Annotated in this window: 23 protein-coding genes; 10 read left to right on the forward strand and 13 right to left on the reverse strand. The window is 66.4% G+C overall.

What is annotated here, in order from left to right; all coding sequences use genetic code 11:
* Window positions 1-6 precede the first annotated feature (6 nt).
* A complete protein-coding gene (locus tag HWX03_RS14965; protein ID WP_175871718.1) occupies window positions 7-345 on the reverse strand; it encodes a hypothetical protein in 339 nt (112 codons plus the stop codon).
* 283 nt (window positions 346-628) lie between these two features.
* On the opposite strand from HWX03_RS14965, the gene HWX03_RS14970 reads away from it, so the two are divergent.
* The 7 genes from HWX03_RS14970 to HWX03_RS15000 all read left to right on the forward strand — a co-directional run bounded on the left by HWX03_RS14970 (window position 629) and on the right by HWX03_RS15000 (window position 7,514).
* Window positions 629-1,375: a YoaK family protein gene (locus HWX03_RS14970; RefSeq protein WP_175871719.1), complete on the forward strand. Its 747-nt coding sequence runs from the start codon at window positions 629-631 to the stop codon at window positions 1,373-1,375.
* A gap of 450 nt (window positions 1,376-1,825) precedes the next feature.
* Complete coding sequence (locus HWX03_RS14975; RefSeq protein ID WP_175871720.1) at window positions 1,826-2,947, forward strand: porin; 1,122 nt, start codon at window positions 1,826-1,828, stop codon at window positions 2,945-2,947.
* Window positions 2,948-3,321: 374 nt separating this feature from the next.
* Entirely contained in the window at window positions 3,322-3,546 is a 225-nt protein-coding gene (locus HWX03_RS14980) for a hypothetical protein (protein ID WP_175822936.1), read from the forward strand.
* Between the two features lie 241 nt (window positions 3,547-3,787).
* Window positions 3,788-5,143 (forward strand): glutathione-disulfide reductase, encoded by a 1,356-nt coding sequence (gene gor / locus HWX03_RS14985; protein ID WP_175871721.1) that lies wholly within the window; start codon window positions 3,788-3,790, stop codon window positions 5,141-5,143.
* A 525-nt stretch (window positions 5,144-5,668) separates the two neighbouring features.
* Window positions 5,669-6,340, forward strand: coding sequence for a CsgG/HfaB family protein (locus HWX03_RS14990; protein ID WP_208449968.1), 672 nt, complete (start codon window positions 5,669-5,671; stop codon window positions 6,338-6,340).
* 57 nt (window positions 6,341-6,397) lie between these two features.
* Window positions 6,398-6,829, forward strand: a complete 432-nt coding sequence (locus HWX03_RS14995; RefSeq protein WP_174390299.1) for a DUF4810 domain-containing protein — start codon at window positions 6,398-6,400, stop codon at window positions 6,827-6,829.
* Window positions 6,830-6,839: 10 nt separating this feature from the next.
* Complete coding sequence (locus tag HWX03_RS15000; protein ID WP_175871722.1) at window positions 6,840-7,514, forward strand: DUF799 domain-containing protein; 675 nt, start codon at window positions 6,840-6,842, stop codon at window positions 7,512-7,514.
* A 95-nt stretch (window positions 7,515-7,609) separates the two neighbouring features.
* Here HWX03_RS15000 and HWX03_RS15005 read toward each other — a convergent pair whose 3' ends face one another.
* The 11 genes from HWX03_RS15005 to HWX03_RS36925 all read right to left on the reverse strand — a co-directional run bounded on the left by HWX03_RS15005 (window position 7,610) and on the right by HWX03_RS36925 (window position 20,487).
* Window positions 7,610-8,911 (reverse strand): FAD-binding oxidoreductase, encoded by a 1,302-nt coding sequence (locus tag HWX03_RS15005; RefSeq protein ID WP_175871723.1) that lies wholly within the window; start codon window positions 8,909-8,911, stop codon window positions 7,610-7,612.
* 24 nt (window positions 8,912-8,935) lie between these two features.
* Window positions 8,936-10,240, reverse strand: a complete 1,305-nt coding sequence (locus tag HWX03_RS15010) for an FAD-binding oxidoreductase (protein ID WP_175871724.1) — start codon at window positions 10,238-10,240, stop codon at window positions 8,936-8,938.
* Window positions 10,241-10,338: 98 nt separating this feature from the next.
* Window positions 10,339-11,925: a DUF3138 family protein gene (locus HWX03_RS15015; protein WP_175871725.1), complete on the reverse strand. Its 1,587-nt coding sequence runs from the start codon at window positions 11,923-11,925 to the stop codon at window positions 10,339-10,341.
* Window positions 11,926-12,040: 115 nt separating this feature from the next.
* Window positions 12,041-12,880, reverse strand: coding sequence for an ABC transporter permease subunit (locus tag HWX03_RS15020; RefSeq protein WP_175871726.1), 840 nt, complete (start codon window positions 12,878-12,880; stop codon window positions 12,041-12,043).
* A complete protein-coding gene (locus HWX03_RS15025; protein WP_175871727.1) occupies window positions 12,877-13,863 on the reverse strand; it encodes an ABC transporter permease subunit in 987 nt (328 codons plus the stop codon). Before HWX03_RS15025 ends, HWX03_RS15020 begins: the two co-directional genes overlap by 4 nt.
* Window positions 13,864-13,873: 10 nt before the next feature.
* A complete protein-coding gene (gene potA, locus HWX03_RS15030) occupies window positions 13,874-15,028 on the reverse strand; it encodes a polyamine ABC transporter ATP-binding protein (protein ID WP_175822929.1) in 1,155 nt (384 codons plus the stop codon).
* A 186-nt stretch (window positions 15,029-15,214) separates the two neighbouring features.
* Window positions 15,215-16,330, reverse strand: coding sequence for a polyamine ABC transporter substrate-binding protein (locus HWX03_RS15035; protein WP_175871728.1), 1,116 nt, complete (start codon window positions 16,328-16,330; stop codon window positions 15,215-15,217).
* Window positions 16,331-16,391: 61 nt separating this feature from the next.
* Window positions 16,392-17,834 carry an aspartate aminotransferase family protein gene (locus HWX03_RS15040; protein ID WP_175871729.1) on the reverse strand — a complete coding sequence of 481 codons (1,443 nt, stop codon included), beginning with the start codon at window positions 17,832-17,834 and terminating at the stop codon, window positions 16,392-16,394.
* A gap of 35 nt (window positions 17,835-17,869) precedes the next feature.
* Window positions 17,870-19,198 carry a glutamine synthetase family protein gene (locus tag HWX03_RS15045; RefSeq protein WP_175871730.1) on the reverse strand — a complete coding sequence of 443 codons (1,329 nt, stop codon included), beginning with the start codon at window positions 19,196-19,198 and terminating at the stop codon, window positions 17,870-17,872.
* A 37-nt stretch (window positions 19,199-19,235) separates the two neighbouring features.
* The gene (locus HWX03_RS15050) at window positions 19,236-20,021 is read right to left on the reverse strand and encodes a gamma-glutamyl-gamma-aminobutyrate hydrolase family protein (protein ID WP_175871731.1); all 786 of its coding nucleotides are present in this window, start codon (window positions 20,019-20,021) and stop codon (window positions 19,236-19,238) included.
* 283 nt (window positions 20,022-20,304) lie between these two features.
* Complete coding sequence (locus tag HWX03_RS36925; RefSeq protein WP_006488040.1) at window positions 20,305-20,487, reverse strand: hypothetical protein; 183 nt, start codon at window positions 20,485-20,487, stop codon at window positions 20,305-20,307.
* 457 nt (window positions 20,488-20,944) lie between these two features.
* Here HWX03_RS36925 and HWX03_RS15055 point away from each other — a divergent pair, with 457 nt between their 5' ends.
* Together HWX03_RS15055 and HWX03_RS15060 are read left to right on the forward strand one after the other, a co-directional pair.
* Window positions 20,945-21,496 (forward strand): cupin domain-containing protein, encoded by a 552-nt coding sequence (locus HWX03_RS15055; RefSeq protein ID WP_174433323.1) that lies wholly within the window; start codon window positions 20,945-20,947, stop codon window positions 21,494-21,496.
* 88 nt (window positions 21,497-21,584) lie between these two features.
* Window positions 21,585-23,075: an aldehyde dehydrogenase gene (locus tag HWX03_RS15060; RefSeq protein WP_175871732.1), complete on the forward strand. Its 1,491-nt coding sequence runs from the start codon at window positions 21,585-21,587 to the stop codon at window positions 23,073-23,075.
* A gap of 60 nt (window positions 23,076-23,135) precedes the next feature.
* Here HWX03_RS15060 and HWX03_RS15065 read toward each other — a convergent pair whose 3' ends face one another.
* The gene (locus HWX03_RS15065) at window positions 23,136-23,336 is read right to left on the reverse strand and encodes a heavy-metal-associated domain-containing protein (protein ID WP_175871733.1); all 201 of its coding nucleotides are present in this window, start codon (window positions 23,334-23,336) and stop codon (window positions 23,136-23,138) included.
* A 330-nt stretch (window positions 23,337-23,666) separates the two neighbouring features.
* Between HWX03_RS15065 and HWX03_RS15070 the strand changes: the two genes are divergently transcribed.
* Entirely contained in the window at window positions 23,667-23,999 is a 333-nt protein-coding gene (locus HWX03_RS15070) for a cupredoxin domain-containing protein (protein WP_014895831.1), read from the forward strand.
* Window positions 24,000-24,001: the final 2 nt, after the last annotated feature.

Below are 24,001 nucleotides of genomic sequence, written 5' to 3' on the forward strand. Positions count from 1 at the left end.
TGCGGGTTACTGCGATGCCGGCAGGTCGCCGTTCACGAGGCCGAGCAGCCGGCTGCGCTCGCGGCCGACGTCGTCCGTCGGATCCGGCCAGTCGATCACGAACCCCGCGTCGAGCGCGTCGCGCATGATCGTGCCGTAATCGGCCTTCGCAAGCCTGCCGCCGCGCAATGCGTCGGCCACCTCGTGCTTCAGCTTCGGCGTGAACGACGGATAGGCGGCCACCAGCGCCGCGTACTGGCGCACATCGATCTCGCCCGATTCGCGGTTGAACGCCCAGACGGCCACCAGCACGATCGCGGCGAACGGGATGACCGTGTAGCGCAGGAAGCACTTCGCGAGTGTCATTCGAAGGCCCGGTGAAGCGGGGCGGGGCGACGCGCGCGGCTGCGGCCGGCGCCGGTCGGCCCGGTATACTCGGCCGGTCTTGCGGCGGTGAAACGCGCGCGGTCGGCTCGTTCCGGCCGGGTGCGATGCGCGGCGCTCGCCCGTACCCCGACGGCGAACATCATATTGGCGTGCGGCAGGCGGCGAAGCCCGGCCGCGCAGTGCCGGCGGCGCACCTGCCGGCACGACTGACATTCGCGCCGCCCGCCGCGCGCGGCCGGGCGGCGCGCACCACGGAGGATCGATGGATCTCGACGGCGCCAGCCGCAATCTCACTGTCGCCGCATTGCTGACGCTGTCCGGCGGCTACCTCGACGCTTACACGTACGTCGGCCACGGCCACGTGTTCGCGAACACGATGACCGGCAACGTCGCGCTGCTCGGCATCAACCTGTCGGCCGGCGAATGGGCCGCCGCGCTGCATCACGTGCCGCCGCTCGGCGGCTTCGTCATCGCAGTGTTCGTCGCGCACCTGTTCGGCCTCGCCGCGCAGCGCGGCTGGATGCGGCATACGGCGTTCGTGAGCCTGATCGTCGAAATCGCGTTTCTCGGCGTCGCCGCGAGCGGCCTCGTCGGTGCGTCGAGTGCGTGGCTGATTCCGGGCATCTCGTTCGTCGCGACGCTGCAGACGCTGTCGTTCACCCATCTCGAGGAACTGTCGTACACGTCGGTGATGACGACCGGCAACCTGCGGCGCGCCGCGCAGAAGCTGTTCGTCGGGCTCATTCCGCGCTACGACGCCGGTGCGCTGCACGACTCGGCGCTGCTCGCGACGATCAGTTTCTGTTTCCTGGCCGGTGCGGTGGTCGGCGGCCTCGTGACGCGGCTCGCGCCGGACATCGCGCTGTGGGGCGCCGTGCTTCTGCTCGTCGGCGCATTCGCGGAGATCGTGCGGCGGGCTCGGCGGCGTGCGGGGAACGGCGGTGCGGGCGACGCGGGCGGCAACGGTGACGCGGGCAACGGCAGCGACGGGGCGACGCAAACGGCCTGACGGCGGGTGTTGCGCCTGTTGAACTTCGATACGCTCGCGACCTGGGCAAGCGGGCAAGCGGGCAAGCGGGCAAGCGGGCAAGCGGGCAAGCGGCAAGCGGCAAGCGGCAAGCGGCAAGCGGCAAGCGGCCGGCCGGCCGCCGCAACGATCGCACCGATCATTTCGCCACGATCCGCGTGACCGCACCGCACCATCGACGAACCTTGCGGCGCCGCGCGTGCCCGCCGTCGCGCACCCTCCCACCGTCCCGCCGCCGCGCGAGACGGACCCGGCGCGGGAAACGTTGTTCCCGGACGACAATCGCGCGATTGCCGCGTATTTCAATTTCTTTCAGTGTTCGTACTCGTCTTATGATTCAGCCCACATCGCGCCCGCCATGAACGTCCGCGATCGCCACCCGGCTGCGCACGCGGCCGGCCATGAATGGAGACACCTAAAAAAGGAAAGCTCATGAAGCAGACCACCCGACTCGCAATCATCGCAGGGGGCGCGGCGCTGGCCTTCGCCAGCCAGTACGCAGCAGCACAAAGCTCGGTCACGCTCTGGGGCGTCGCCGATGCCAGCATCCGTTACCTGACCAACGCCAACGCGAAGAACGACGGCCTGCTGTCGATGACCAACGGCGCGATCACGAACAGCCGCTTCGGCATCTACGGCACGGAAGATCTCGGCGGCGGCCTGAAGGCCGTGTTCAACCTCGAGAGCGGCGTGAACCTGCAGAACGGCGCGTTCGCCGACAGCGGCCGCCTGTTCAACCGCGCGGCGTACGTCGGCCTGCAGAGCCCGTACGGCACGGTGACCCTCGGCCGCCAGAAGACGCCGCTGTTCGACCTGCTGTCGGATACCTACGATCCGCTCACGGTCGGCAACTACCTCGAAAACGCATGGCTGCCGGTCGCACTCGGCGGCGGCCTGTATGCGGACAACCAGATCAAGTACACGGGCAAGTTCGAGGGCCTGACGGCGAAGGCGATGTACTCGACCGGCACCAACTACGAATCGACCGGCGCCGGCGGCTTCTCGGGCCAGATTCCGGGCTCGCTCGGCAAGGGCAATGCGTGGGGCGTGTCGCTGTCGTACGTGATGGGCCCGCTCAGCATCGCGGCCGGCGCGCAGCAGAACAGCGACAACTCGGCGCGCAAGCAGACGATCTACCACGCGAACGTCGTGTACGCGTTCAGCAAGGCGAAGATCTACGCGGGCTACCTGCGCTCGAAGGATGACACGGGCTTCGTCGACAGCCTGCTCGCGCAGCAGACGATTCCGGTCGCGAAGGGCACCGGCCGCATCGACGACGGTCCGTTCGCGGGCGTGAGCTGGCAGGTCAGCGCGCCGCTGACGCTGACGGGCGCGTTCTACTACGACCACATGCGCAATGCGATGACCACGAACGGCACGCTCGCGAGCGGCAACCGCTACGCGATCGTCGGCATCGCCGAGTACGCGCTGAGCAAGCGCACCGAAATCTACGGCACCGTCGACTTCAACAAGACGAACGGCGCGGCGAACGTCGAACTGCCCGGCCGCAGCAACCAGACGGGCATCGCGATCGGCCTGCGCAATATCTTCTGACGAACGTCGGAACGCATGCGCCGGTTTCGTCCGGCGCGCATCGAAGAGGCTCCGCGAGGAGCCTCTTTTTTTCGTCATGCGGCATTCATACGCGCACACGACTATTCGGCAATCGCTTCATCACGGCATCCCCGCGCCGTAAGCGATCCGTCGGCATTCCAGAACATACTTTTACAGTGCGCGCGCAGGCTTTCCGCTACGCTGCGTGCATCGCCCGCTGCGTGCCGCCGTGCGCGCGCGTGTGTCGTTCCGGCGGTGTTCGGTGAGCGCGGCCGGCCTGGTGCGTAATTTGTGTATCCGGTGATGACAAACACGGTCTGCCGGTTTTTTTTCGTGGGACGATGCGCTCACGATTTTCTTGAAAGGGGATGACGATGGGTATCCTGAACGTCGTGGGTGAAATCGCCGGTGCGGTCGCCGCCGTCGAAGGCGCGGAAAAGCTGGATCCGGATGCGGGCCTGCTGACCAAGGCGGCCGCGGCCGTCGCCGGTTTCAAGGGCGCCGAGGCGATCGAAGGCCTGCTCGAGAAGAAGGACGAGCAGCCGCAGCAGGCAGACGATACGCAGGCGACGGACGGCAGCGACACGTCGCAGGCATGAGCATGGCGGCCGGTCCGGCCGCGGGCGCGCCCTTCGCGCGCCCGGGCCGACCGGTGCCGCGCAATCGGCAGGTCGGGCATGCGGTCGATCGGTGACGCATGGTACAACCGCCAGCCGGTTTGACCGGCGAGAGGCCTCGTCTCTCGCCGTTTTTTATTGGGCGCGCCGCACACGCCATGCGCCGCACGAATTCCCGAATCTTGCTATCGTGCCTCCATCCGAACTGCGATGAGGGGATGCGATGGATTTCGACTACGACCTGTTCGTCATCGGCGCCGGCTCGGGCGGCGTGAGGCTCGCGCGGATGTCCGCGTCATACGGCGCACGCGTCGGCATTGCGGAAGAAGAGCAGATCGGCGGCACCTGCGTGCTGCGCGGCTGCATCCCGAAGAAACTGCTCGTCTACGCATCGCACTACCCGCACGAAGTCGACGACGCGAAGGGCTTCGGCTGGACCTTCGGCGCCGGCACGCTCGACTGGCCCGCGCTGATCGCCGCGAAGGATCGCGAGATCAACCGGCTGAGCGACATCTACATCAACCTGCTGCAGCAATCGGGCGTCGACATGCACGCCGGCCGCGCGACGCTCGTCGATGCGCACACGGTCGCGATCGGCGCGCGCACGATCCGCGCGCGCCACATCGCGATCGCGACCGGCTCGCGGCCGTCGCTGCCGCCGCGACCCGGCATCGAGCATGCGATCACGTCGCGCGAGGCGCTGTCGCTCGCGACGCTGCCCGCACGCATCGCGGTGGTCGGCGGCGGCTATATCGCGGTCGAGTTCGCGGGCATCTTCAACGGCTTCGGCAGCCACGTCGACGTGTTCTATCGCGGCGAAAGAATCCTGCGCGGCTTCGACGACGACGTGCGCCAGTTCCTGACCGACGAGATGACGAAGCAGGGCGTCACGATTCATCCGCGCGCGGTGATCGAATCGATCGAGCGCGCGAGCGACGGCACGCTGTTCGTGCGCGTCGGCGACGCGCGGCACGGGCCGTACGATCAGGTGCTCTATGCGACGGGGCGCGTGCCGAACGTCGACGGGATCGGGCTCGAGCAGGCGGGCATCCTGCTCGATGCGCGCGGCGCGATTGCCGTCGATGCGTATTCGGCGACGTCGGTGCCGTCGATCCACGCGATCGGCGACGTCACGTCGCGGCCGCAGCTCACGCCGGTCGCGACGCGCGACGCCGGGCTGCTCGCGCGCACGCTGTTCGGCGGGTCGCGCGTCGCGGTCGATCACGCGTACGTGCCGTCGGCCGTGTTCAGCCAGCCGGAGGTCGCGACGGTCGGCCTGAGCGAGGCCGATGCGCGTCGCACGCTGGGTGACGTCGATATCTACCGCACGTCGTTCAAGGCGCTGCGTCACACGCTGTCGGGCCGCGACGAGCGCACGCTGATGAAGCTCGTCGTCGCGCGCGACAGCCAGCGTGTGGTCGGCGCGCACATGGTCGGCCGCGATGCGGGCGAGATCATCCAGGGCATCGCGATCGCGATTCGCGCGGGCGCGACGAAGGCGCAGTTCGACGACACGATCGGCATTCATCCGACCGCGGCCGAGGAGTTCGTGACGATGCGGCAGAAGGTGGCCGACTAGCGGGAATCGCACGCGCGTTTGCACCGATGCAGGTGCGCGTGCGGCTGGCATGCCGGACGGCTTATTGTCGAGATATTGATCGTTCGGATCGAATGTACGGATGACGTGTGCCGATATCGTTGGATTGCTCGTTAATCCGGCGATATCGACACGGAAAAGCCGACGCGTATCGGTCGTGTGTCGCGCGAGCCCGTGCTTGCAAGGCTTCGCGCACGAATGGGTCGCGTATTTAATATAAGTGCGAAAATCGTCAATTATTATCAAGATACGCCGTCTTGATAAACAGGCTTGATATGATCGCGAAAAATCATATACGGGGCCGACCATGCGCGATCAACAGCGCGGTAACCAGAATAACGGAGTCATCCGTGCGCGCGATGCAGGCGCGCATCGCAATACCCATCCTCTTTTTGCCGTAACGCATCCGTTGCGCGCGCCCTCCATGACTGACCGCGATCGCCGAACCGGCGATGAACGCGTGCCCGCGTAGTGCCCTCTTTTCCAGCAAGGAGACCAGCAGTGAACATTCAGACACGACGCACCGTCCTCGTGGCGGCAGCGGTCGTCGCAGCGCTGTCCGGCTGCGCGACCGAATCGTCGCGCACGCTCGATGTGCCGGCCGTCAGCAGCGCGCAGAAGCCGTACGCGGGCAAGCCCGTTGCGATCGCCGTCGGCAAGTTCGACAACCGCTCGAGCTACATGCGCGGCATTTTCTCCGACGGCATCGACCGCCTCGGCGGACAGGCGAAGACGATCCTCGTCACGCGCCTGCAGCAGAGCCGCCGCTTCAACGTGCTCGATCGCGAGAACCTCGACGAGATCAAGCAGGAAGCCGGCTTCATGAAGAAAGCGCAGGCCGTGAAGGGCGCGAACTACGTGGTGACCGGCGACGTGACCGAGTTCGGCCGCAAGGACGTCGGCGATCATCAGCTGTTCGGCATTCTCGGCCGCGGCAAGACACAGGTCGCGTACGCGAAGGTCAACCTGAACATCGTCGATACGACGACGTCGGAAGTCATCGCATCGAGCCAGGGGGCGGGCGAGTTCAGCCTGTCGAACCGCGAGGTGATCGGCTTCGGCGGCACGGCCGGCTACGACTCGACGCTCAACGGCAAGGTGCTGGACCTCGCGATCCAGGAAGCCGTCAACCATCTCGTCGACCAGGTCGACGCCGGCGCGCTGAAGGCGGCGCAGTAAGTGCCGCGCGCGATGCGGGACGAACGAATCATCTCACCAACCAGAAGAGACAAGACCATGAAACGGGGAATCTGGCTGCCGGCGACGGCGGCTGCCTTGCTGCTCGCGGGCTGCGCGGCGCCGACCACGCCGCCGCTGTATCAGTGGACCGGCTATCAGCCGCAGGTGTACGAATACTTCAAGGGGCAGCAAGCGCCGCAGCAGCAGATCGATGCGCTCGAAAAAGCGCTGCAGGAGATTCGCGCGAAGGGCCATACGCCGCCGCCGGGTTTCCATGCGCATCTCGGGATGCTGTATGCGAGCGTCGGCAACGAGCAGCAGGCCGAGCAGGAACTGCAGGCCGAAAAGCAACTGTTCCCGGAATCCGCGTCGTATATGGATTTCCTGATGAAGAAGAAGGGCGGTACATCGAAAGCCGCAAATCCGACGGCAGCCGGCCAGACGGTTGCCGGTCAGAAGAATGCCGATTCGAACCCTGCCAAACAGTGACACGCCCGCCATGTTCAAGACACTTTCATTCAAGCTGCTGTCCGTGCTGTCGATCGCCGCGCTGCTGAGCGCGTGCGCGCAGCCGGTGCAACGTCCCGACTACACGGCGTTCAAGAAGAGCCAGCCGCGCTCGATCCTCGTGCTGCCGCCGGTCAACGAAACCACCGACGTCGGCGCGACTTACGGCGTGCTGTCGCAAATGACGCTGCCGCTCGCCGAGTCGGGCTACTACGTGGTGCCTGTCGCGGTGATGGACGAGACGTTCAAGCAGAACGGCCTGACGAATGCGACCGACATCCAGGCGACGTCGCCGGCGAAGCTGCGCGAGATCTTCGGCGCGGACGCCGCGCTGTATTCGAAGGTCACGCAGTACGGCTCCGTCTACCAGCTGGTAGACAGCACGACGATCGTTTCCGCGTCGGCGAAGCTCGTCGACCTGAAGAGCGGCGACGTGCTGTGGCAGGGCGAGGGCCGGGCGACCGGCAAGGAAATCGGCAACAACATGAGCGTCAATGCGTTCGGGGTCGTCGGGGCGCTCGTGCAGGCGGCCGTCAAGCAGGTCGCGCATTCGCTGACCGACGAAGCGCATGACGTCGCCGGGCTGACGAGCACCCGGCTGCTGTCGGCCGGCCCGCCGAACGGGCTGCTGTACGGGCCGCGCTCGCCGAAGTACGGTACCGACTGACGCGCGGCTGCTACACGCAAATCCTGCCGCCCGACCGAACGGCCGCTCGAACGAGCGGCCGTTCTGCTTCTGCGCGGCAATAGTGCGCGACGCGCTCAATGCACGCCGAACGCATCCAGCAGCCGGTACCAGCTCATCGCGAGCACCAGCGCCGGCGTGCGCAGCGCCTCGCCGCCGGGGAAGTCGCGATGCCGGATCTTGTCGAACAGGTCGAAGCGGCTCGCCTGGCCGTCGATCGCTTCGGCGATCAGCTTGCCCGCGAGCGCGGTCGTGTTCACGCCGTGCCCTGAGAACCCCTGCGCGAAGTACGTCGTCGGCGCGAGGCGGCCGAAGTGCGGCGCGCGGTTCATCGTGATGTCGACGAAGCCGCCCCACGCATAGTCGACCTTCACGTCCGCGAGCTGCGGGAACGTCTTCAGCATGTCGGCGCGCATTGCCGCCGCGAGGTCGCGCGGCTCGCGCGTCGAATAGCTGACCTTGCCGCCCCACACGAGCCGCGTGTCGGGCGCCGGCCGGAAATAGTCGAGCACGAAGCGGCTGTCGCAGATCGCCGCGCGGGCGGGCATCAGCGCGGCGGCGCGCGCTTCGCCGAGCGGCTCGGTCGCGATCACGTAGGTGCCGACCGGCATGATCTTCCTCGACAGCGCGGGCGCGAGCGTGCCGACGTAGGTGTTGCAGGCGAGCACGACGAAGCGCGCACGCACGTTGCCGCCGCTCGTCTCGACGACGTGGCCGCCGGACACGTCGCGCACGCGCGTCACGCAGCTGTCCTCGTGGATGCGCACGCCCGCATCGGTGGCCGCCCGCGCGAGGCCGAGCGTGTAGTTGAGCGGATGGAGATGGCCGCTGTCGGGGTCGTACAGGCCGCCGCAATAGCGGGCCGACTGCACGTAGTCGCCGAGCGCGTCGGCTTCGACGAAGTGGAAGCGGTCGTAGCCGAAGCGCTTCGCGGCTTCGTCGCGCCACCGTCTCAGCGCATCGGCGTCGCGTTCGGTGTTGGCCGCCGTCAGGTAGCCGGGCACCAGCGCGCAGTCGATGTCGTGCCGCGCGATGCGCGATTTCACGAGCGACAGCGTTTCGAGCCCCATGTCCCAGATGCGCTTCACGTCGCCTTCCGGCATGAACTGCGCGAACGTGTCGATGCCGCACGCGAAGCCGCCGATCAACTGGCCGCCGTTGCGGCCGCTCGCCGCCCATCCGACCCGCGACGCTTCGAGCACGGTCACCGAATGGCCGCGCTCGGCGAGGTTGAGCGCGGCGGACAGGCCCGTGAGGCCCGCGCCGATCACGCATACGTCGGCGTCGGTCGTGCCGGCGAGCGGCGCGTGGCGGGTCGTGTCGTTGGCGGTCGCCGCGTAGTACGACGCGACGTGCGGCTGGTTGGCGAATGTCTGCATGGTAGGAGAACGGATAAAGAGGGCTCAGAACAGCTCGCGCACGCGGTGGTACAGCATCCCGAGCTCGAGCGCGGGTTGCCGCCATGCATCGCCGCCGGGAAAGCGCCGGTGACGCAAGCGTGCGAACAGGTCGAACGCGCGCGTGTCGCCCGCGATCGCGCCGGCGACCGCGCGTCCGGCGATGCCGGTGAGCGCGACGCCGTGGCCGCTGAAGCCCTGCACGTAGAAGAAGTTCGGATCGATCGCGCCGAAGTCCGGCGCACGGTTGCGCGTGACGTCGACGAAGCCGCCCCACGCGTGGTTGACGCGCACGTCGCCGAGCTGCGGGAACACGCCGACCATGCGCTGCCGGATCGCTTCGGCGAGCGCGGCGGGCGACGCGCCGGCCGAATTCGCGCGGCCGCCGAACAGCATCCGGTGGTCGGCCGACAGCCGGAAGTAGTCGAGGAAGAAGTTGTTGTCGCACACGGCTTCGCGCCGCGCGATCAGCGCGTCGGCGCGTGCGCGGCCGAGCGGCTCGGTCGCGATGATGTAGGACGCGATCGGCGCGATGCGCGCGGCGGTCGCGGCCGGCAGCACGCCGCCGGGGCCCGCGTTGCAGCACGACACGACGAAGCGGCAGCGCACTTCGCCCGACGGCGTGCGCACGACGGGCCGTGCGCCGCGCACGACGTCGAGCGCGGGCGTGTGTGCGTACAGCGCGACGCCTTCGCGGCGCGCGGCATCGGCGAGGCCGAGGCAGTACTTGAGCGGATGCAGATGGCCCGACAGCGGATCGTGCACGCCGGCCAGATAGCGCGTCGATGCAATGCGCGCCTGGATCTCGCCGGTATCGAGCCACGCGAGCGATGGATGGCCCCAGCGCGACGTCGCGGCGTTCATCCACGCGCGCAGATCGTCGATGCGGCGCGGCTTCGTCGCGACCGTCAGGTAGCCGCGCGTGAAGTCGCAATCGATCCCGTAGCGCGCGATGCGCTCGGCGATCAGCGCGACGCCGTCGAGCGACAGCGACCACGCGGCGCGTGCGCCGTCGATGCCGAGCTGTCGCTCGATCACTTCGTCTTTCGCGAAGCCCGTGATCGCCTGGCCGCCGTTGCGGCCCGATGCGCCCCAGCCGGGCCGGTGTGCATCGATCACGGCGACGGACAGCCCGCGTGCGCGGCAGTCGAGCGCCGTCGACAGGCCCGCGAAACCGGCGCCGATCACGCAGACATCGACGTCGATCGCCGCTTCGAGCACGGGATCATCCGCCACAGGCCGCGTGACCGTGGCTTCGTAATACGAGTCGCGCGCGAGCGCGTCGGCGCGGCGAGTGAAAGACTGCGTCATGAAACCGACTCCCTCGACAAGGCTGCAACCTGCGCGCAGCCACCTCGAAAACGGCGCGGGACGCCGTGCGTGCGGCACGGCGCCCCGCGCGTCCTGCATCAGAACGAATAGATGAACTGCGTCGCGAGCAGGTCGTTGGACTTGCCGTACGAGCCGTCGTTGCGCAGGAACACCTTGTTGTTCGCCCAGTCGTGCCGGTATTCGACCTTCACGGTGATCTGCTGGGTCGGATAGAACAGCAGGTCGAGCGCGACGTCCTGGCGCACGGCGCCCTTGCACTCGAAGCCCAGGCCGCCGCCGGCCTTCGACTGCGCGAGGCAGTCCGCATCGACGCCGAAGCCGTTGCTCGGGTCCATCCCGTTGCCGTTCAGCGCGATGCCGCCGCCGCCGCCGCCGTTCTTCGAATTCGCGAGCAGGTCGTAGCGCAGCGTCACGCCCATGCGGCCGACCACCGGCGCGTTGAACTTGCGGTGCGCGAGCAGCGACAGCCCGTACCACTGCGCAAGCCCGCCGTTGAACGCCGCATGCTGCTGCCGGCCGTAGTCGACTTCGGCGTTGTACTGAATGTCGGCGAGCGTGTAGGTCGCGTCGAGTTCGCCGAAGAAGAACGAACCGTAGCCGCTCGGCGCCGCGCCGCCTGGGCCGTAATGGACCACACCGTCCGAATCGATCGCGCTCGACAGCGTCTGCCGGCCGATGTTGAACGAACCGCCGAGATCGAGCGCACTCGACCACGTGTAGTCCGCGCGTGCGGTGAAGGTCGGCACCTTGTTGCTGGTGGTGATCGGGTCGCCGAGCGCGTTGGTGCCCGTCTGCGTGACCGAGCCGTACGTGCGGTACTGCTCGTTGCCGAGGAAGAACTTCCATGCCCAGGCGCCCTTCGTGTAGTTCGCGCCGATCCCGACGTAGCTGCCCGGATCGGAGAAATCGTACAGCAGGTTGTGCGTGAGCGTGAGCATCTGGTTCGACTGCTGCACTTCGTAGCCGCCGAAGCTCGGGATCAGGCCGGCGACCAGCGTCGTTTCCGCGGTGATCGGCACGTTGATGACCGCCGTGTTCAGCAGGTTGTCGGTGATCGAGCCGCGCGAGTTCTGCAGCAGTGTGATGCCGTTGCCGCGGTTCGGCATCAACGTGATCTCGGCCGACGGCGCCATCGGGCCGACGCCGAACGTCTTCTTGATGTCGAGATAGAGATCGCCGAACGTGCTGTTGAAATAGTTGTACGCGTTCTCGTGGTTCGCGAACAGGAACGACGACGTGCCGGCCGCGCGGTTGTAGATGTAGGTCGGATCGATGTAGCCGGTGACCGACAGGCCGGCGAGCGGGCCCGTGGTGGCCGCGTCCGTGAGCGAGTCGACCTTCAGCTGCTGGTTCGCGATCTGCTGCTTCATTTCGCTGACCTCGTCGTTGGTCAGCGTGGCCCGTGCGCGGCCGTAATCCGGCGAGCCCGGATCGGCGGCGACCGCGACGGCGTTGCCGCCACCAGCCATGCCGACGCTCGCGCCGGACGTCGCGACTGCCGCGCCGCCCGGCTTCGCGGCGAGCTGCGCCTGCATCGCCTTCATCTGTTTCTGCAGCGCCGCGACCTGCGCCTGCAGCGCCTTGATTTCGGCGGATGTCGAACCGGCCAGCGCGATGCCCGGCAACGCGCCGGCCACCAGCAGGCAGATCAGTTTCTTCTTCATTGCGGATTCTCCTAGTCGTGTGCCTGTCAAATCGGGATCGAATCGCGCGCCCCCCTGGGGCAGCGCGTCATGCTTGTCTGCACTGCTTGTTATCTTTGAAGCACGAGGCCAGCGGTCAGGCCAGCGCGAACGCAGCCTTCAAGTCCGCCATCCGGCGCCGCTCGCGCGCGATCATCATCCGGTTCACGACGATCACGCCGATCGTCACGGCGGTGATGAACAGCGTCGCCAGCGCATTCATCTCCGGGTTCAGTCCCAGCCGCACACGCGAGAACACCACCAGCGGCAGCGTCGTCGACCCCGGCCCGGAAAGGAACGCCGACAGCACCAGATCGTCGATCGACAGCGTGAACGACAGCAGCCACCCCGACAGCAGCGCCTGCGAGATCAGCGGCAGCGTCACCACGAAGAACACCTTCAGCGGCGTTGCGCCGAGATCCAGCGCGGCCTCCTCGAGCGACTTGTTCATCTCCTTCACGCGCGATTGCACGATGATCGCCACGTACGACACGCACAGCATCACGTGGCCGATCCAGATCGTCGCCATCCCGCGCCCCTTCGGCCAGCCGAACATCTGCTCCAGCGCGACGAACAGCAACAGCAGCGAGATCCCCTGGATCACCTCCGGAATCACCAGCGGCGCGTTGATCATCCCCGTGTACAGCGTGAAGCCCCTGAAGCGGCCGAAGCGCGCGAGCACGAAGCCGGCCCACGTGCCGATCACGACCGACGCGGTGGCCGTCAACAGGCCGATCTTCAGCGACAGCCACGCGGCGGTCAGCAGCTCGTCGTCGTCCAGCAGTGCCGCGTACCACTTCAGCGAGAAGCCCGACCACACCGTCACCAGCTTCGACTCGTTGAACGAGTACACGACGAGGCTGATGATCGGGATGTACAGGAACAGGAAGCCGAAGGCGAGAACGCCCGTCGACAGCGGTTTGCTCGGCTTGATCATTTCGCGTCCTCCAGTTCCTTGACCTGGTAGTACTGGAACAGCGCCATCGGCACCAGCAACAGCAGCACCATCGCGACCGTCACCGCGGACGCCATCGGCCAGTCCATGTTGTTGAAGAATTCATCCCACATCACGCGGCCGATCATCAGCGTGTCGGCGCCGCCGAGCAGCTCGGGGATCACGTACTCGCCGACTGCCGGGATGAACACCAGCAGGCTGCCGGCGATGATCCCGTTCTTCGACAGCGGCAGCGTGATGCGCGTGAACGCGACCCACGGCTTCGCACCGAGGTCGTACGCGGCTTCGAGCAGCGTCAGGTCCATCTTCACGAGGTGCGCATAGAGCGGCATCACCATGAACGGCAGGTACGAATAGACCATCCCGATGTAGACGCCCGCATCGCTGTGATAGAGCCGCAGCGGCGTGTGGATGATGCCGAGCGCGATCAGCGTGTGGTTCAGCAGGCCGTCGTCCTTCAGGATACCGATCCATGCGTACACGCGGATCAGGAACGACGTCCAGAACGGCAGCATCACGGCCATCATCAGCACGTTGCGGCGGTTCGGCTCCGAGCGCGCGATGTAGTACGCCATCGGATACCCGATCAGCAGGCACAGCACCGTCGACACGGCGGCCATCTTCAGCGAGCTGAGGTAGGTCGCGATGTACAGGTCGTCCTGCAGCAGGAACGCGTAGTGCGACAGCTGCAGCGCGAGGTGCACGACGCCGTCCTTGAACTCGACGAGCGACGTGTACGGCGGGATGCCCATCACCTGGTCGGCGAAGCTGATCTTCAGCACCAGCACGAACGGCAGCGCGAAGAACACGGCCAGCCACAGGAACGGCACGCCGATCGCGACGCTGCGGCCCGACGGCAGGAAGCGCGATAGCGCGGCGAAGCGGCGGTGGCGTCCGGTAGCCGGTGTGGCGGCGGTCGCGCCGGTCGGCACCGGCGCGGAAGGCGTGGAAGCGGAGGTTCTCATCGTGGCGTCCTCACTGCGTCAGCACGACGCCGCTGGCCGGCGACCACGACACGAACACGTCGTCGTTCCACGCCGGCGCGCCGTCGTTCATCAGGTGCGAACTCGACAGGTTCGACACCACCGTCTTGCCGCTCGGCAGGCGCACGTGGTACAGCGAATAGCTGCCCATGTACGCGATGTCGGTGACGACGCCGCGCGCCCAGTTGTGCTTCGAGCCCGGCTTTTCGCGCGACACGTGCACGCGCTCCGGGCGCACCGAGATGCCGACCGGCATCCCGAGCGGGCCGGTCACGCCGTGGCTCACGTACATGCGGGTTTCGAGGTCGTCGCTTTCGACGAAGATGTGATCGGGCTCGTCCTCGACGACGCGGCCTTCGAACAGGTTGGTCGAGCCGATGAATTCGGCCGAGAAGCGGCTGTTCGGGTATTCGTAGACCTCGCCGGGCGAGCCGATCTGCACGATCTTGCCTTCGCTCATCACCGCGAGGCGGCTCGCCATCGTCATCGCCTCTTCCTGGTCGTGCGTGACCATCACGCAGGTCACGTCGACCTTCTCGATGATGTTCACGAGTTCGAGCTGGGTCTTCTGGCGGATCTTCTTGTCGAGCGCGGACATCGGCTCGTCGAGCAGCAGCAGCTTCGGCCGCTTCACCAGCGAGCGGGCCAGCGCGACGCGCTGCTGCTGGCCGCCCGAGAGCTGGTGCGGCTTGCGCTTCGCGTACTTGCTCATCTGCACGAGCGCGAGCGCATCGGCCACGCGTTCCCTAATCTCGTTCTTCGGCGTGCCTTCCTGCTTCAGGCCGAACGCGACGTTCGATTCGACCGTCATGTGCGGGAACAGCGCGTACGACTGGAACATCATGTTGACCGGCCGACGGTACGGCGGCAGCGACGCGAGGTCCTCGCCGTCGACGAAGATCTTGCCGGAGGTGGCCGTTTCCAGCCCGGCGAGCATGCGCAGCAGCGTGGACTTGCCGCAGCCGGAGCTGCCGAGCAGCGCGAACAGCTCGTTCTTCGCGATCGTCAGGTTCACGTTGTCGACGGCCGTGCTGTCGCCGAATTTCTTCACGACGTTTTCGATGCGCACGAACGCGTCGTTTTGCGTGCGGGGCGCGGTGGCCGGTTGGGTCTGTCGTGCAGCAGCGGAAGAGGGTATCGATTGCATGGGAGTCACCATTCGTTCTTCACGGATTGCAGGCGTGAGCGTCCCCGCGCGAGGCGCGCAACGCGACTCGCGGACGACGGCTCGTGCCGGATGGAACAGCGCGCGGTGCGCGCGGGCGGACGGAGGTCCGCGAATGTCAGGCGGGCAGGCGTACCGCGATGCCTGCGCCGCCGTGATGCATGGCGATCAGTGGCCCGTCTTCAACTGGGCCCACAGACGGTTCTCGAGGCGCAGGATGTCGGCCGGCATCGGCTTCATCAGCACCATCTTCTTCAGCACGTCTTCGGGCGGGTAGACGGTCGGGTCCTGCGCGACGGCCGGCGTGACGAACGGGTGCGCGGCCTTGTTCGCGGTCGGGTAGAACACCGTGTTGGTGATCGCCGCGTTGACCTTCGGGTCGGAAATGTAGTTGATCCACTTCAGCGCGGCTTCCGGGTGCGGCGCGTCCTTCGGGATCACCATCACGTCGAACCACAGCAGGCCGCCTTCCTTCGGGTTCGAGAACTTGATGTCGTACGAGCGCTTCGCTTCGGCCGAGCGGCGGTGCGCGATGCCGACGTCGCCCGACCAGCCGAGCACGACGCACACGTCGTTGTTCGCAAGGTCGTTGATGTAGCCGGACGAGTTGAACTGGGTGATGTACGGGCGGACTTTCTTCAGGACTTCGAATGCAGCCTGGTAGTCGCCTGGGTTCTTGCTGTTCGGATCCTTGCCCATGTACTGCAGCGTGGCGGCGAACACGTCGACGGCCTGGTCGAGGAACGACACGCCGCAGCTCTTCAGCTTCTCCATGTTGGCCGGATCGAACACCAGCGCCCAACTGTCGACCGGCGCCTTGTCGCCGAGCGCCTTCTTCACCGCCTGCGCGTTGTAGCCGATGCCGTCCGTGCCGTAGGCCCACGGCACGCCGTACTGGTTGCCCGGATCGGCGTCGGCGATCATCTTCATCAGCAGCGGGTCGAGGTTCGCGAGGTTCGGAATCTTCGACTTGTCGAGCTTCTGGTACACGCCGGCCTGGATCTGCTTGGCCATGTAGTTCGACGTCGGCACGACGATGTCGTAACCCGAGCTGCCGGCCAGTAGCTTGGCCTGCAGCGTGTCGTCGCTGTCGTAGTTGTCGTACTTGACGTGGATGCCCGTCTGCTTCTGGAAGTTCGGGATCGTGTCCGGTGCGATGTAGTCGGACCAGTTGTAGACGTTCAGCTCGTCGGCATGCGCCGACGGGCTGGCGACCGACGTGAACGCGGCCGCGGCGGCGAGGGCGGCGACGGAACAGGCTTGGCGAAGAATGCAGGCACGCATGGTGGAATTCCCCTGGTGATGGCAGCGTGCGGCGCCCGCCGCACGCCTGTAGGCAAGGCCGTTACGAAATACCCAGTTGCTGGGCGGTTGCATCGACGGCCTTCTTCGCCTTCGATACGAGTTCATCGATTTCCTGGCGCGAGATCACGAGCGGCGGCGACAGCAGCATCCGGTCGCCGGTCGCGCGCATGATCAGATTGCCGTTGAAGCAGAAGTCGCGGCAGATCGTGCCGACGTCGCCGCCGTTCGCGAAGCGGCGGCGTTCGGCCGGCGCTTCGGCCAGTTGCAGGCTCGCGACCATGCCGTGGCCGTGTACTTCGCCGACGATCGGGTGACGCGCGAAGGTTTCGCGCATCAGCGCCTGGAAGTACGGGCCGGTGTCGGTCTTCACGCGCTCGACGATCCCTTCGTCGCGCAGCAGCTTCAGGTTCGCGACCGCGACCGCTGCCGCCACCGGGTGCCCTGAGTACGTGAGGCCATGATTGAATTCGCCGTTGTCGATGATCGGGCGCGCGATGCGCTCGTGAATGCCGACCGCGCCCATCGGCACGTAGCCTGACGTGAGGCCCTTCGCCATCGTGATCAGGTCCGGCTCGAAGCCGAAGTGCTGGTGCGCGAACCATTCGCCGGTGCGCCCGAACCCGCCGATCACTTCGTCGGCGACCAGCAGGATGTCGTACTTGCGGCAGATCCGCTGGATTTCCGGCCAATATGTCGACGGCGGGAAGATCACGCCGCCCGCGCCCTGGAATGGCTCGCCGATGAACGCCGCGACGTTCTCCGCGCCGAGTTCGAGAATCTTCGCTTCGAGCTGCTGCGCACGCGCGAGGCCAAACGCTTCCGGCGTTTCGCCGGCCTGCGCTTCGCCGAAGAAATACGGCTGGTCGATGTGCACGATGTGCTCGACCTTCGACGGCATCTGCTCGTGCATGTAGCCCATCCCGCCGAGCGTGCCGCCTGCGATCGTCGAGCCGTGGTAGCCGTTCTTGCGCGAGATCACGAACTTCTTCTGCGGCTTGCCCTGCACACGCCAGTACTGATGCACGAGCCGCAGCACGGTGTCGTTGCCTTCCGAGCCGCTGTTGCAATAGAAGAAGTGGTTGAAGCCGGCGGGCGTCACTTCCGCGAGCATCGCGGAGAGTTCGATCACCGGCGGATGCGTGGTCTTGAAGAACGTGTTGTAGAACGGCAGTTCCTGCAGTTGGCGATACGCGGCGTCGGCGAGTTCCTTGCGGCCGTAGCCGACGTTCACGCACCACAGGCCGGCCATCCCGTCGATCACCTTGTTGCCGTCCGAGTCCCACAGGTAGACGCCGTCGGCCTTCACGATCACGCGACTGCCGGCGCGGTTCAACGCGCCCATGTCCGAGAACGGGTGGATGTGGTGCGCGGCGTCGAGCGCGCGGTATTCGGCGGTCGAGCGTGCCTGCGTCGCGCGCGGCGCGGCGGCCGCGGCCGTCGGCGCGGCCGGCTGGATCCAGGCAGATTCGTTGCGGTAGGTCATGTTTTCCTCCGTGATTCCGTATGCGGTTGGCACGCTTACACGTGCAGCAGCAGATGGCGGCGTTCCCACGAGCTGATCACGCGGAAGAACGCTTCGTATTCGGTTTCCTTCAGCGCGAAATACGCTTTCAGGAACTTGTGCCCGAGGATCTCGCCGAGCGGCTCGCACGCGGCCATCAGCGTCAGCCCTTCCTCGAGGTTGCGCGGCAACTGGTACGGCAGGCTGTAGCCGTCGCTCACCAGCGGCTCGGTCGGCTCCAGGCGCTGCGTCATGCCGAGATAGCCGGCCGCGAGCGTCGCCGCGAGCGCGAGGTACGGGTTGCAGTCGACGCCCGGGATGCGGTTTTCGATGCGGCGCGCGGCCGGGCCCGAATGCGGGATGCGGAACCCCACCGTGCGGTTGTCGTAGCCCCACTGCACGTTGATCGGCGCGGCCATGAAGCGCGACAGGCGGCGATACGAGTTGATGTACGGCGCGAAGATCGGCATCAGCGCCGGCGTGTACTTCTGCAGCCCCGCGAGGTAGTTGTAGAACATCGACGTCGCGCCGCCGGTCTCCGGCGACGTGAACAGGTTCTGGCCCGTTTCCTCGTCGACGATGCTCTGGTGCACGTGCATCGCCGAACCCGGTTCGTCTTCCATCGGCTTGGCCATGAACGTCGCGTACATGTTGTGACGCAGCGCCGCCTCGCGCACCGTGCGCTTGAACAGGAACACCTGGTCGGCCAGCGACAGCGCGTCGCCGTGCATGAAGTTGATCTCCATCTGCGCCGCGCCGACTTCGTGGATCAGCGTGTCGATGTCGAGGTTCTGCGCTTCGCAGTACTCGTAGATGTCCTCGAACAGCGGATCGAATTCGTTGACGGCCTCGATCGAATACGACTGGCGGCCCGTTTCGGGGCGGCCCGTGCGGCCGACCGGCGGCCGCAGCGGCAGGTCGGGGTCCTTGTTCATGTCGACCAGATAGAACTCGAGCTCGGGTGCCACGACCGGCTTCCAACCCTTCGCCTTGTACAGGTCGAGCACGCGGCGCAGCACGTAGCGCGGCGAGATCTCGACCGGCGAGCCGTCGAAGTGCACGCAGTCGTGGATCACCTGCGCGGTCGGATCGACGGCCCACGGGATCAGGCGGATCGTCGACGTGTCGGGCACGCACACCATGTCGGGGTCGGTCACGCCGGTCAGCGAGCCGTCTTCCGGATATTCGCCGGTGACGGTCTGCACCATCACGGCCTGCGGCAGGCGCATCGATTCGCCGGACGTGAACTTGTTGCGCGGCGTGATCTTGCCGCGCGCGATGCCGGCCATGTCGGGGATGATCGCCTCGACCTCGGTGATCCGGTGCTGCTTCAGAAAGTCTTCCATGTCTTGCCTGTCTGTTCTCGGTTGTGGGGCGGCGCGCTCAGGCGAGCGCGGCGGCGGCCGTCTCGCACGGGCGGGCGGCGCGGCGGGCGCGGCAGGCATCGCCGAACGCGCGAAAGATCGCGCTCGACAGCGGGTCCTGCGCATGTCGCCATTCCGGATGCCACTGCACGGCCAGCGCGAAAGCGGGTGCATCGACGACGCTCACGGCCTCGATCAGGCCATCCGGCGCGACGGCCTCGATGGCGAGGCCTGAGCCGAGCTGCGCGACGCCCTGCTTGTGCAGCGAGTTCACGTGCACTTCGTCGCGGCCGCCGGCGAGCGCATGCAGCGTGCCGCCGGGCGTCAGGCGCACGACGTGCGCGGGGCCGTATTGCGTGTCCATCGGCGCGTCGTCGTCCTCGCGGTGATCGGCGAAGCCGGGCACGTCGTGCACGTGCTGGTGCAGCGTGCCGCCGCAGACGACGTTCAGCTCCTGGAAGCCGCGGCACACGGCGAGCACGGGCACGCCCGCGACGATCGCCGCGCGCAGCAGCGGCAGCGTCGTCGCGTCGCGTGCGGGGTCGTGCTTCGTGCCCGGTGCGCTCGGTTCGCCGCCATACCGATGCGGCTCGACGTTCGAGTAGCTGCCGGTAAACAGCAGCCCGTCGACCGCGTCGAGCACGTCGGCGGTCGACTGGCGTTCGCCGAGGGCCGGCAGCACCATCGCGAGTGCCTGCGCGCCGTCGACGATCGCGGCGACGTATTTGTCGCCGACCGTATGCGACGCGTGGGCGCCGATCTGGGTGAGGTCGGCGGTGATGCCGACGAGAGGTTTCCTTTCCATGACGTCAATCAGTAATCCGTAGGGACGTGACGTGCGCCGAGCCGGATGCGGCAAAACGCAGGCGCGACACGACCCCGCAGCCGGGCGCTGGGCGCACGGCCGCTGGTGAATGGGCGCAACAGGATGGCGTGGCGATCCGCGCTGCGCGCGACGGTCAGGCCGTCGTTCGTTTCATCGCGATACGCGACGCGCCAACGAATGCGCGAACGCATTCCGTCACCGCACGGACAATGCGGTTGGCGAATCGACGGACGAAACGAACGACGTGAAGAAAGGAGAGGCGCTACGGCAGCAGCGACGCCACTTCGTCGGTATCGACGGCGACGAATGCGCGTGCGGAAACGGCGTTGTGGCGCCGAACGGAACGACGGGACAGGATGGTGTAGATCGACAGGTGAAGCAGGCGAGGACTATGCCAGCCGCAACTGCCGTCGGAAGCGGGAACGGCGCTGCGCAAACTTCGCACATCGCCTCGATCCCACCTCACCAGAGGGCCACGGACTCTCACGATTACACTCGACTGGTTTGTTGAAAGTATTGAACACCTGATCGTTTCGACGCGCGGGGCGTTTAAAATAATCAAGGCGCCGGTCCTGCATCATTTACATTGACGGGCATCGATTGTTGCGTTGCGATAACGCTTTTCGATGCCTGTGAAAGCTTGATGACGCTGACCTGAGAGCCAGCATATACGAGCCAATAACGGCGTCAAATGTTTTTTAATGGTCCTGCATCAGGGCTTTCCCGAGCAGTGAGAACAAAAGATTCGCAAAAGGAATAATCGACGCGCTGTTCATTATTTCGAACGCCTTTCAGGGTTTTCCCCGCTGATGTGCGGCATAAAGTGATTAGAATATTCAACGGCAGCTCCACGCGTCGTTTCACTTTTTCACCGCACTACTATCGTGTCCGAAACCGAATCGATGTCCACCGAAGTCGCCGAGCGCCTGCGTTTCGTGCGCAACAAGCATGGCCTGTCGCAGCGCGAACTCGCGAAACGCGCCGGCGTCACCAACGGCACGATCTCGCTGATCGAACAGGGCCGCGTGAGCCCGTCGGTCGGCTCGCTGAAGAAACTGCTCGAATGCATCCCGATGAGTCTCGCGGAGTTCTTTACGTTCGAGCTCGTCGAATCGCGCGCGATCGTGTCGCGTCGCGACGAGATGCCGAACCTCGGCAACGAGTCGCTTGCGTTTCACCTGGTCGGCGCGAACGTGAAGGATCGCAACATGTGCATCCTGCGCGAGATCTACCAGCCGCTGGCCGACACGGGGCCCGAGATGCTGGTGCACGCGGGGCACGAGGGCGGCGTCGTCGTGTCGGGCCGGCTCGAGCTGACCGTCGACGGCGCGACCTGGCTGCTCGACCCCGGAGACGGCTACTACTTCGAAAGCCGTTTGCCGCATCGTTTTCGCAATCCCAGCGCGGAGCTGCTCTGCGAGGTCGTCTCGGCCAATTCGCCGGCGACCTTCTGACCGCGCGTTACCGCATTCGCTGCAGGCCGGCTGCGTGCCAGGCGCGCGGCGTGCCGCATCGCGAATGTCAAACCATTGAGGCATCCTGATGAACAAGTTGACTTTGGCTGACTGGCAAGACAAGGCAGCGTCGCTCGAGATCGAAGGGCGCGCATTCATCGATGGCGCGTCGCGCGACGCGCACGGCGGCAGGACATTCGACTGCGTGAGCCCGATCGACGGCCGCGTGCTGGCGAAGGTCGCCGATTGCGGCGAAGCGGACGTGAATGCCGCCGTCGCGGCGGCGCGGCGCGCGTTCGACGCAGGGGTGTGGGCCGGCCTGAACCCGCGCGCACGCAAGGCCGTGCTGCTGCGCTGGGCCGCGCTGATGCGCGAGCATCTCGACGAACTGTCGCTGCTCGAGACGCTCGATGCGGGCAAGCCGATCGGCGACACGACGACGGTCGACGTGCCGGGCGCCGCCTACTGCGTCGAATGGTTCGCCGAGGCGATCGACAAGGTCGGCGGCGAGGTCGCGCCGGCCGATCACCATCTCGTCGGCCTCGTCACGCGCGAGCCGGTCGGCGTGGTGGCCGCCGTCGTGCCGTGGAACTTCCCGATCCTGATGGCCGCATGGAAATTCGGACCCGCGCTCGCGGCCGGCAACAGCGTCGTGCTGAAGCCGTCGGAGAAATCGCCGCTGACCGCGATCCGCGTCGCGCAGCTCGCGTTCGAAGCCGGCATTCCGGCCGGCGTGTTCAACGTCGTGCCGGGCGCGGGCGAACCGGGCAAGCTGCTCGCGCTGCATCGCGACGTCGACTGCATCGCGTTCACGGGCTCGACGGCGGTCGGCAAGCTGATCATGCAGTACGCGGCGCAGTCGAACCTGAAGCGCGCGTGGCTCGAGCTCGGCGGCAAGTCGCCGAACATCGTGTTGCCCGACTGCCCCGATCTCGACCGCGCGGCGCAGACGGCGGCCGGCGCGATCTTCTACAACATGGGCGAGATGTGCACGGCTGGCTCGCGGCTGCTCGTGCATCGCGACATCAAGGACGCGTTCATCGAGAAGCTCGTCGCGGCCGCGCGCGCATACGTGCCGGGCAATCCGCTCGATCCGTCGGTATCGATGGGCGCGATCGTCGACGGCATCCAGCTCGAGCGCGTGCTCGGCTATATCGACGCGGGGCGCAGCGAAGGCCGGCTCGTCACGGGCGGTGCGCGCGTGAACGCGGAACCGGGCGGCTTCTATGTGGAGCCGACGGTGTTCGAGGTGAAGCCCGATGCGAAGATCGCGCGCGAGGAAATCTTCGGGCCCGTGCTGTCGGTGATCGTGTTCGACGACGTCGACGAGGCCGTGCGGATCGCGAACGACACCGAATACGGGCTGGCCGCCGCCGTGTGGACGTCGAACCTGACGACCGCGCACGACGTGTCGCGCCGGCTGCGTGCGGGCACCGTGTGGGTGAACTGCTATGACGAGGGCGGCGACATGAACTTCCCGTTCGGCGGCTACAAGCAGTCGGGCAACGGCCGCGACAAGTCGCTGCATGCGCTCGAGAAGTACACCGAACTGAAGTCGACGCTGATCCGGCTGCGCTGACGCGACGCCGGGCGCGGGCGCGGCGCCGTCCGGCGCTGCACCGGCGGCCTTCGGCGCGCGTTACGCGGAGCGCAGCGCGGGATGGAAGCCGGCGGCTTCGATGATCGACTGCACGCGCTCGGCGCCTTGCGCCGAGTCGACCTTGACGAGCTTCGCCGCGACGTCGATGTCGAGCTTCGCGGCGGGGTCGGCGGCCGTCACCGCACGCGTGATTGCGTTGGCGCAGCCGCCGCAGGTCATGTCCTGGACTTCGAATTCCATCGTGTTCTCCCGGGTGGATGGTTGACGAGTACGTTCAGCATGAAGCTTGCCATGGTGGGAAGGTCAAGCGGCGCACGCAGCGATGCGCATCGCATCAGCCATTTGTAATGCTGAGGTCTGACGAATAGCCATTCGCGTGCGCGCGTCAGTCCGAATTTTTCCCGATTGACGGCCGCACATTATGGGCGAAATCCGGCGGAGCCTTGTGCGGTAACGAGCGGGTGGGATCGATGGCGCACGATCCCCATGACCGGAGTAAGGGTACTCCGAGGTGAAAATGCGAATCGATCTTAGTATCGATTCCCTTCTATATTTCCGCTCATTACGCACATGACCCGCTTCGCTATCGGTTTCGCACTGGCCCTGCTGGGCGCCTCGGCCACGTCCGCATTCGCTGCCGACGACGTCGTCAACCTGACGTTGAAGGACCACAAGTTTTCGCCCGAGGGCGTGACGATCCCCGCCGGCAAGAAGGTGAAGTTCGTCGTGAAGAACCTCGACGCGACGCCCGCGGAATTCGAGAGCGACGACTTCAAGGCGGAGAAGGTCGTGCCGGCCGGCAAGTCGGTCGAGATCCTGGTCGGGCCGCTGAAGGCCGGGACCTACGAGTTCCACGACGAGTATCACGAAGCGCAGTCGAAGACGCACCTGACCGTCAAGTAAGC

Source organism: Burkholderia sp. BCC0397 (genome assembly GCF_902832865.1).
Lineage (GTDB): Bacteria > Pseudomonadota > Gammaproteobacteria > Burkholderiales > Burkholderiaceae > Burkholderia.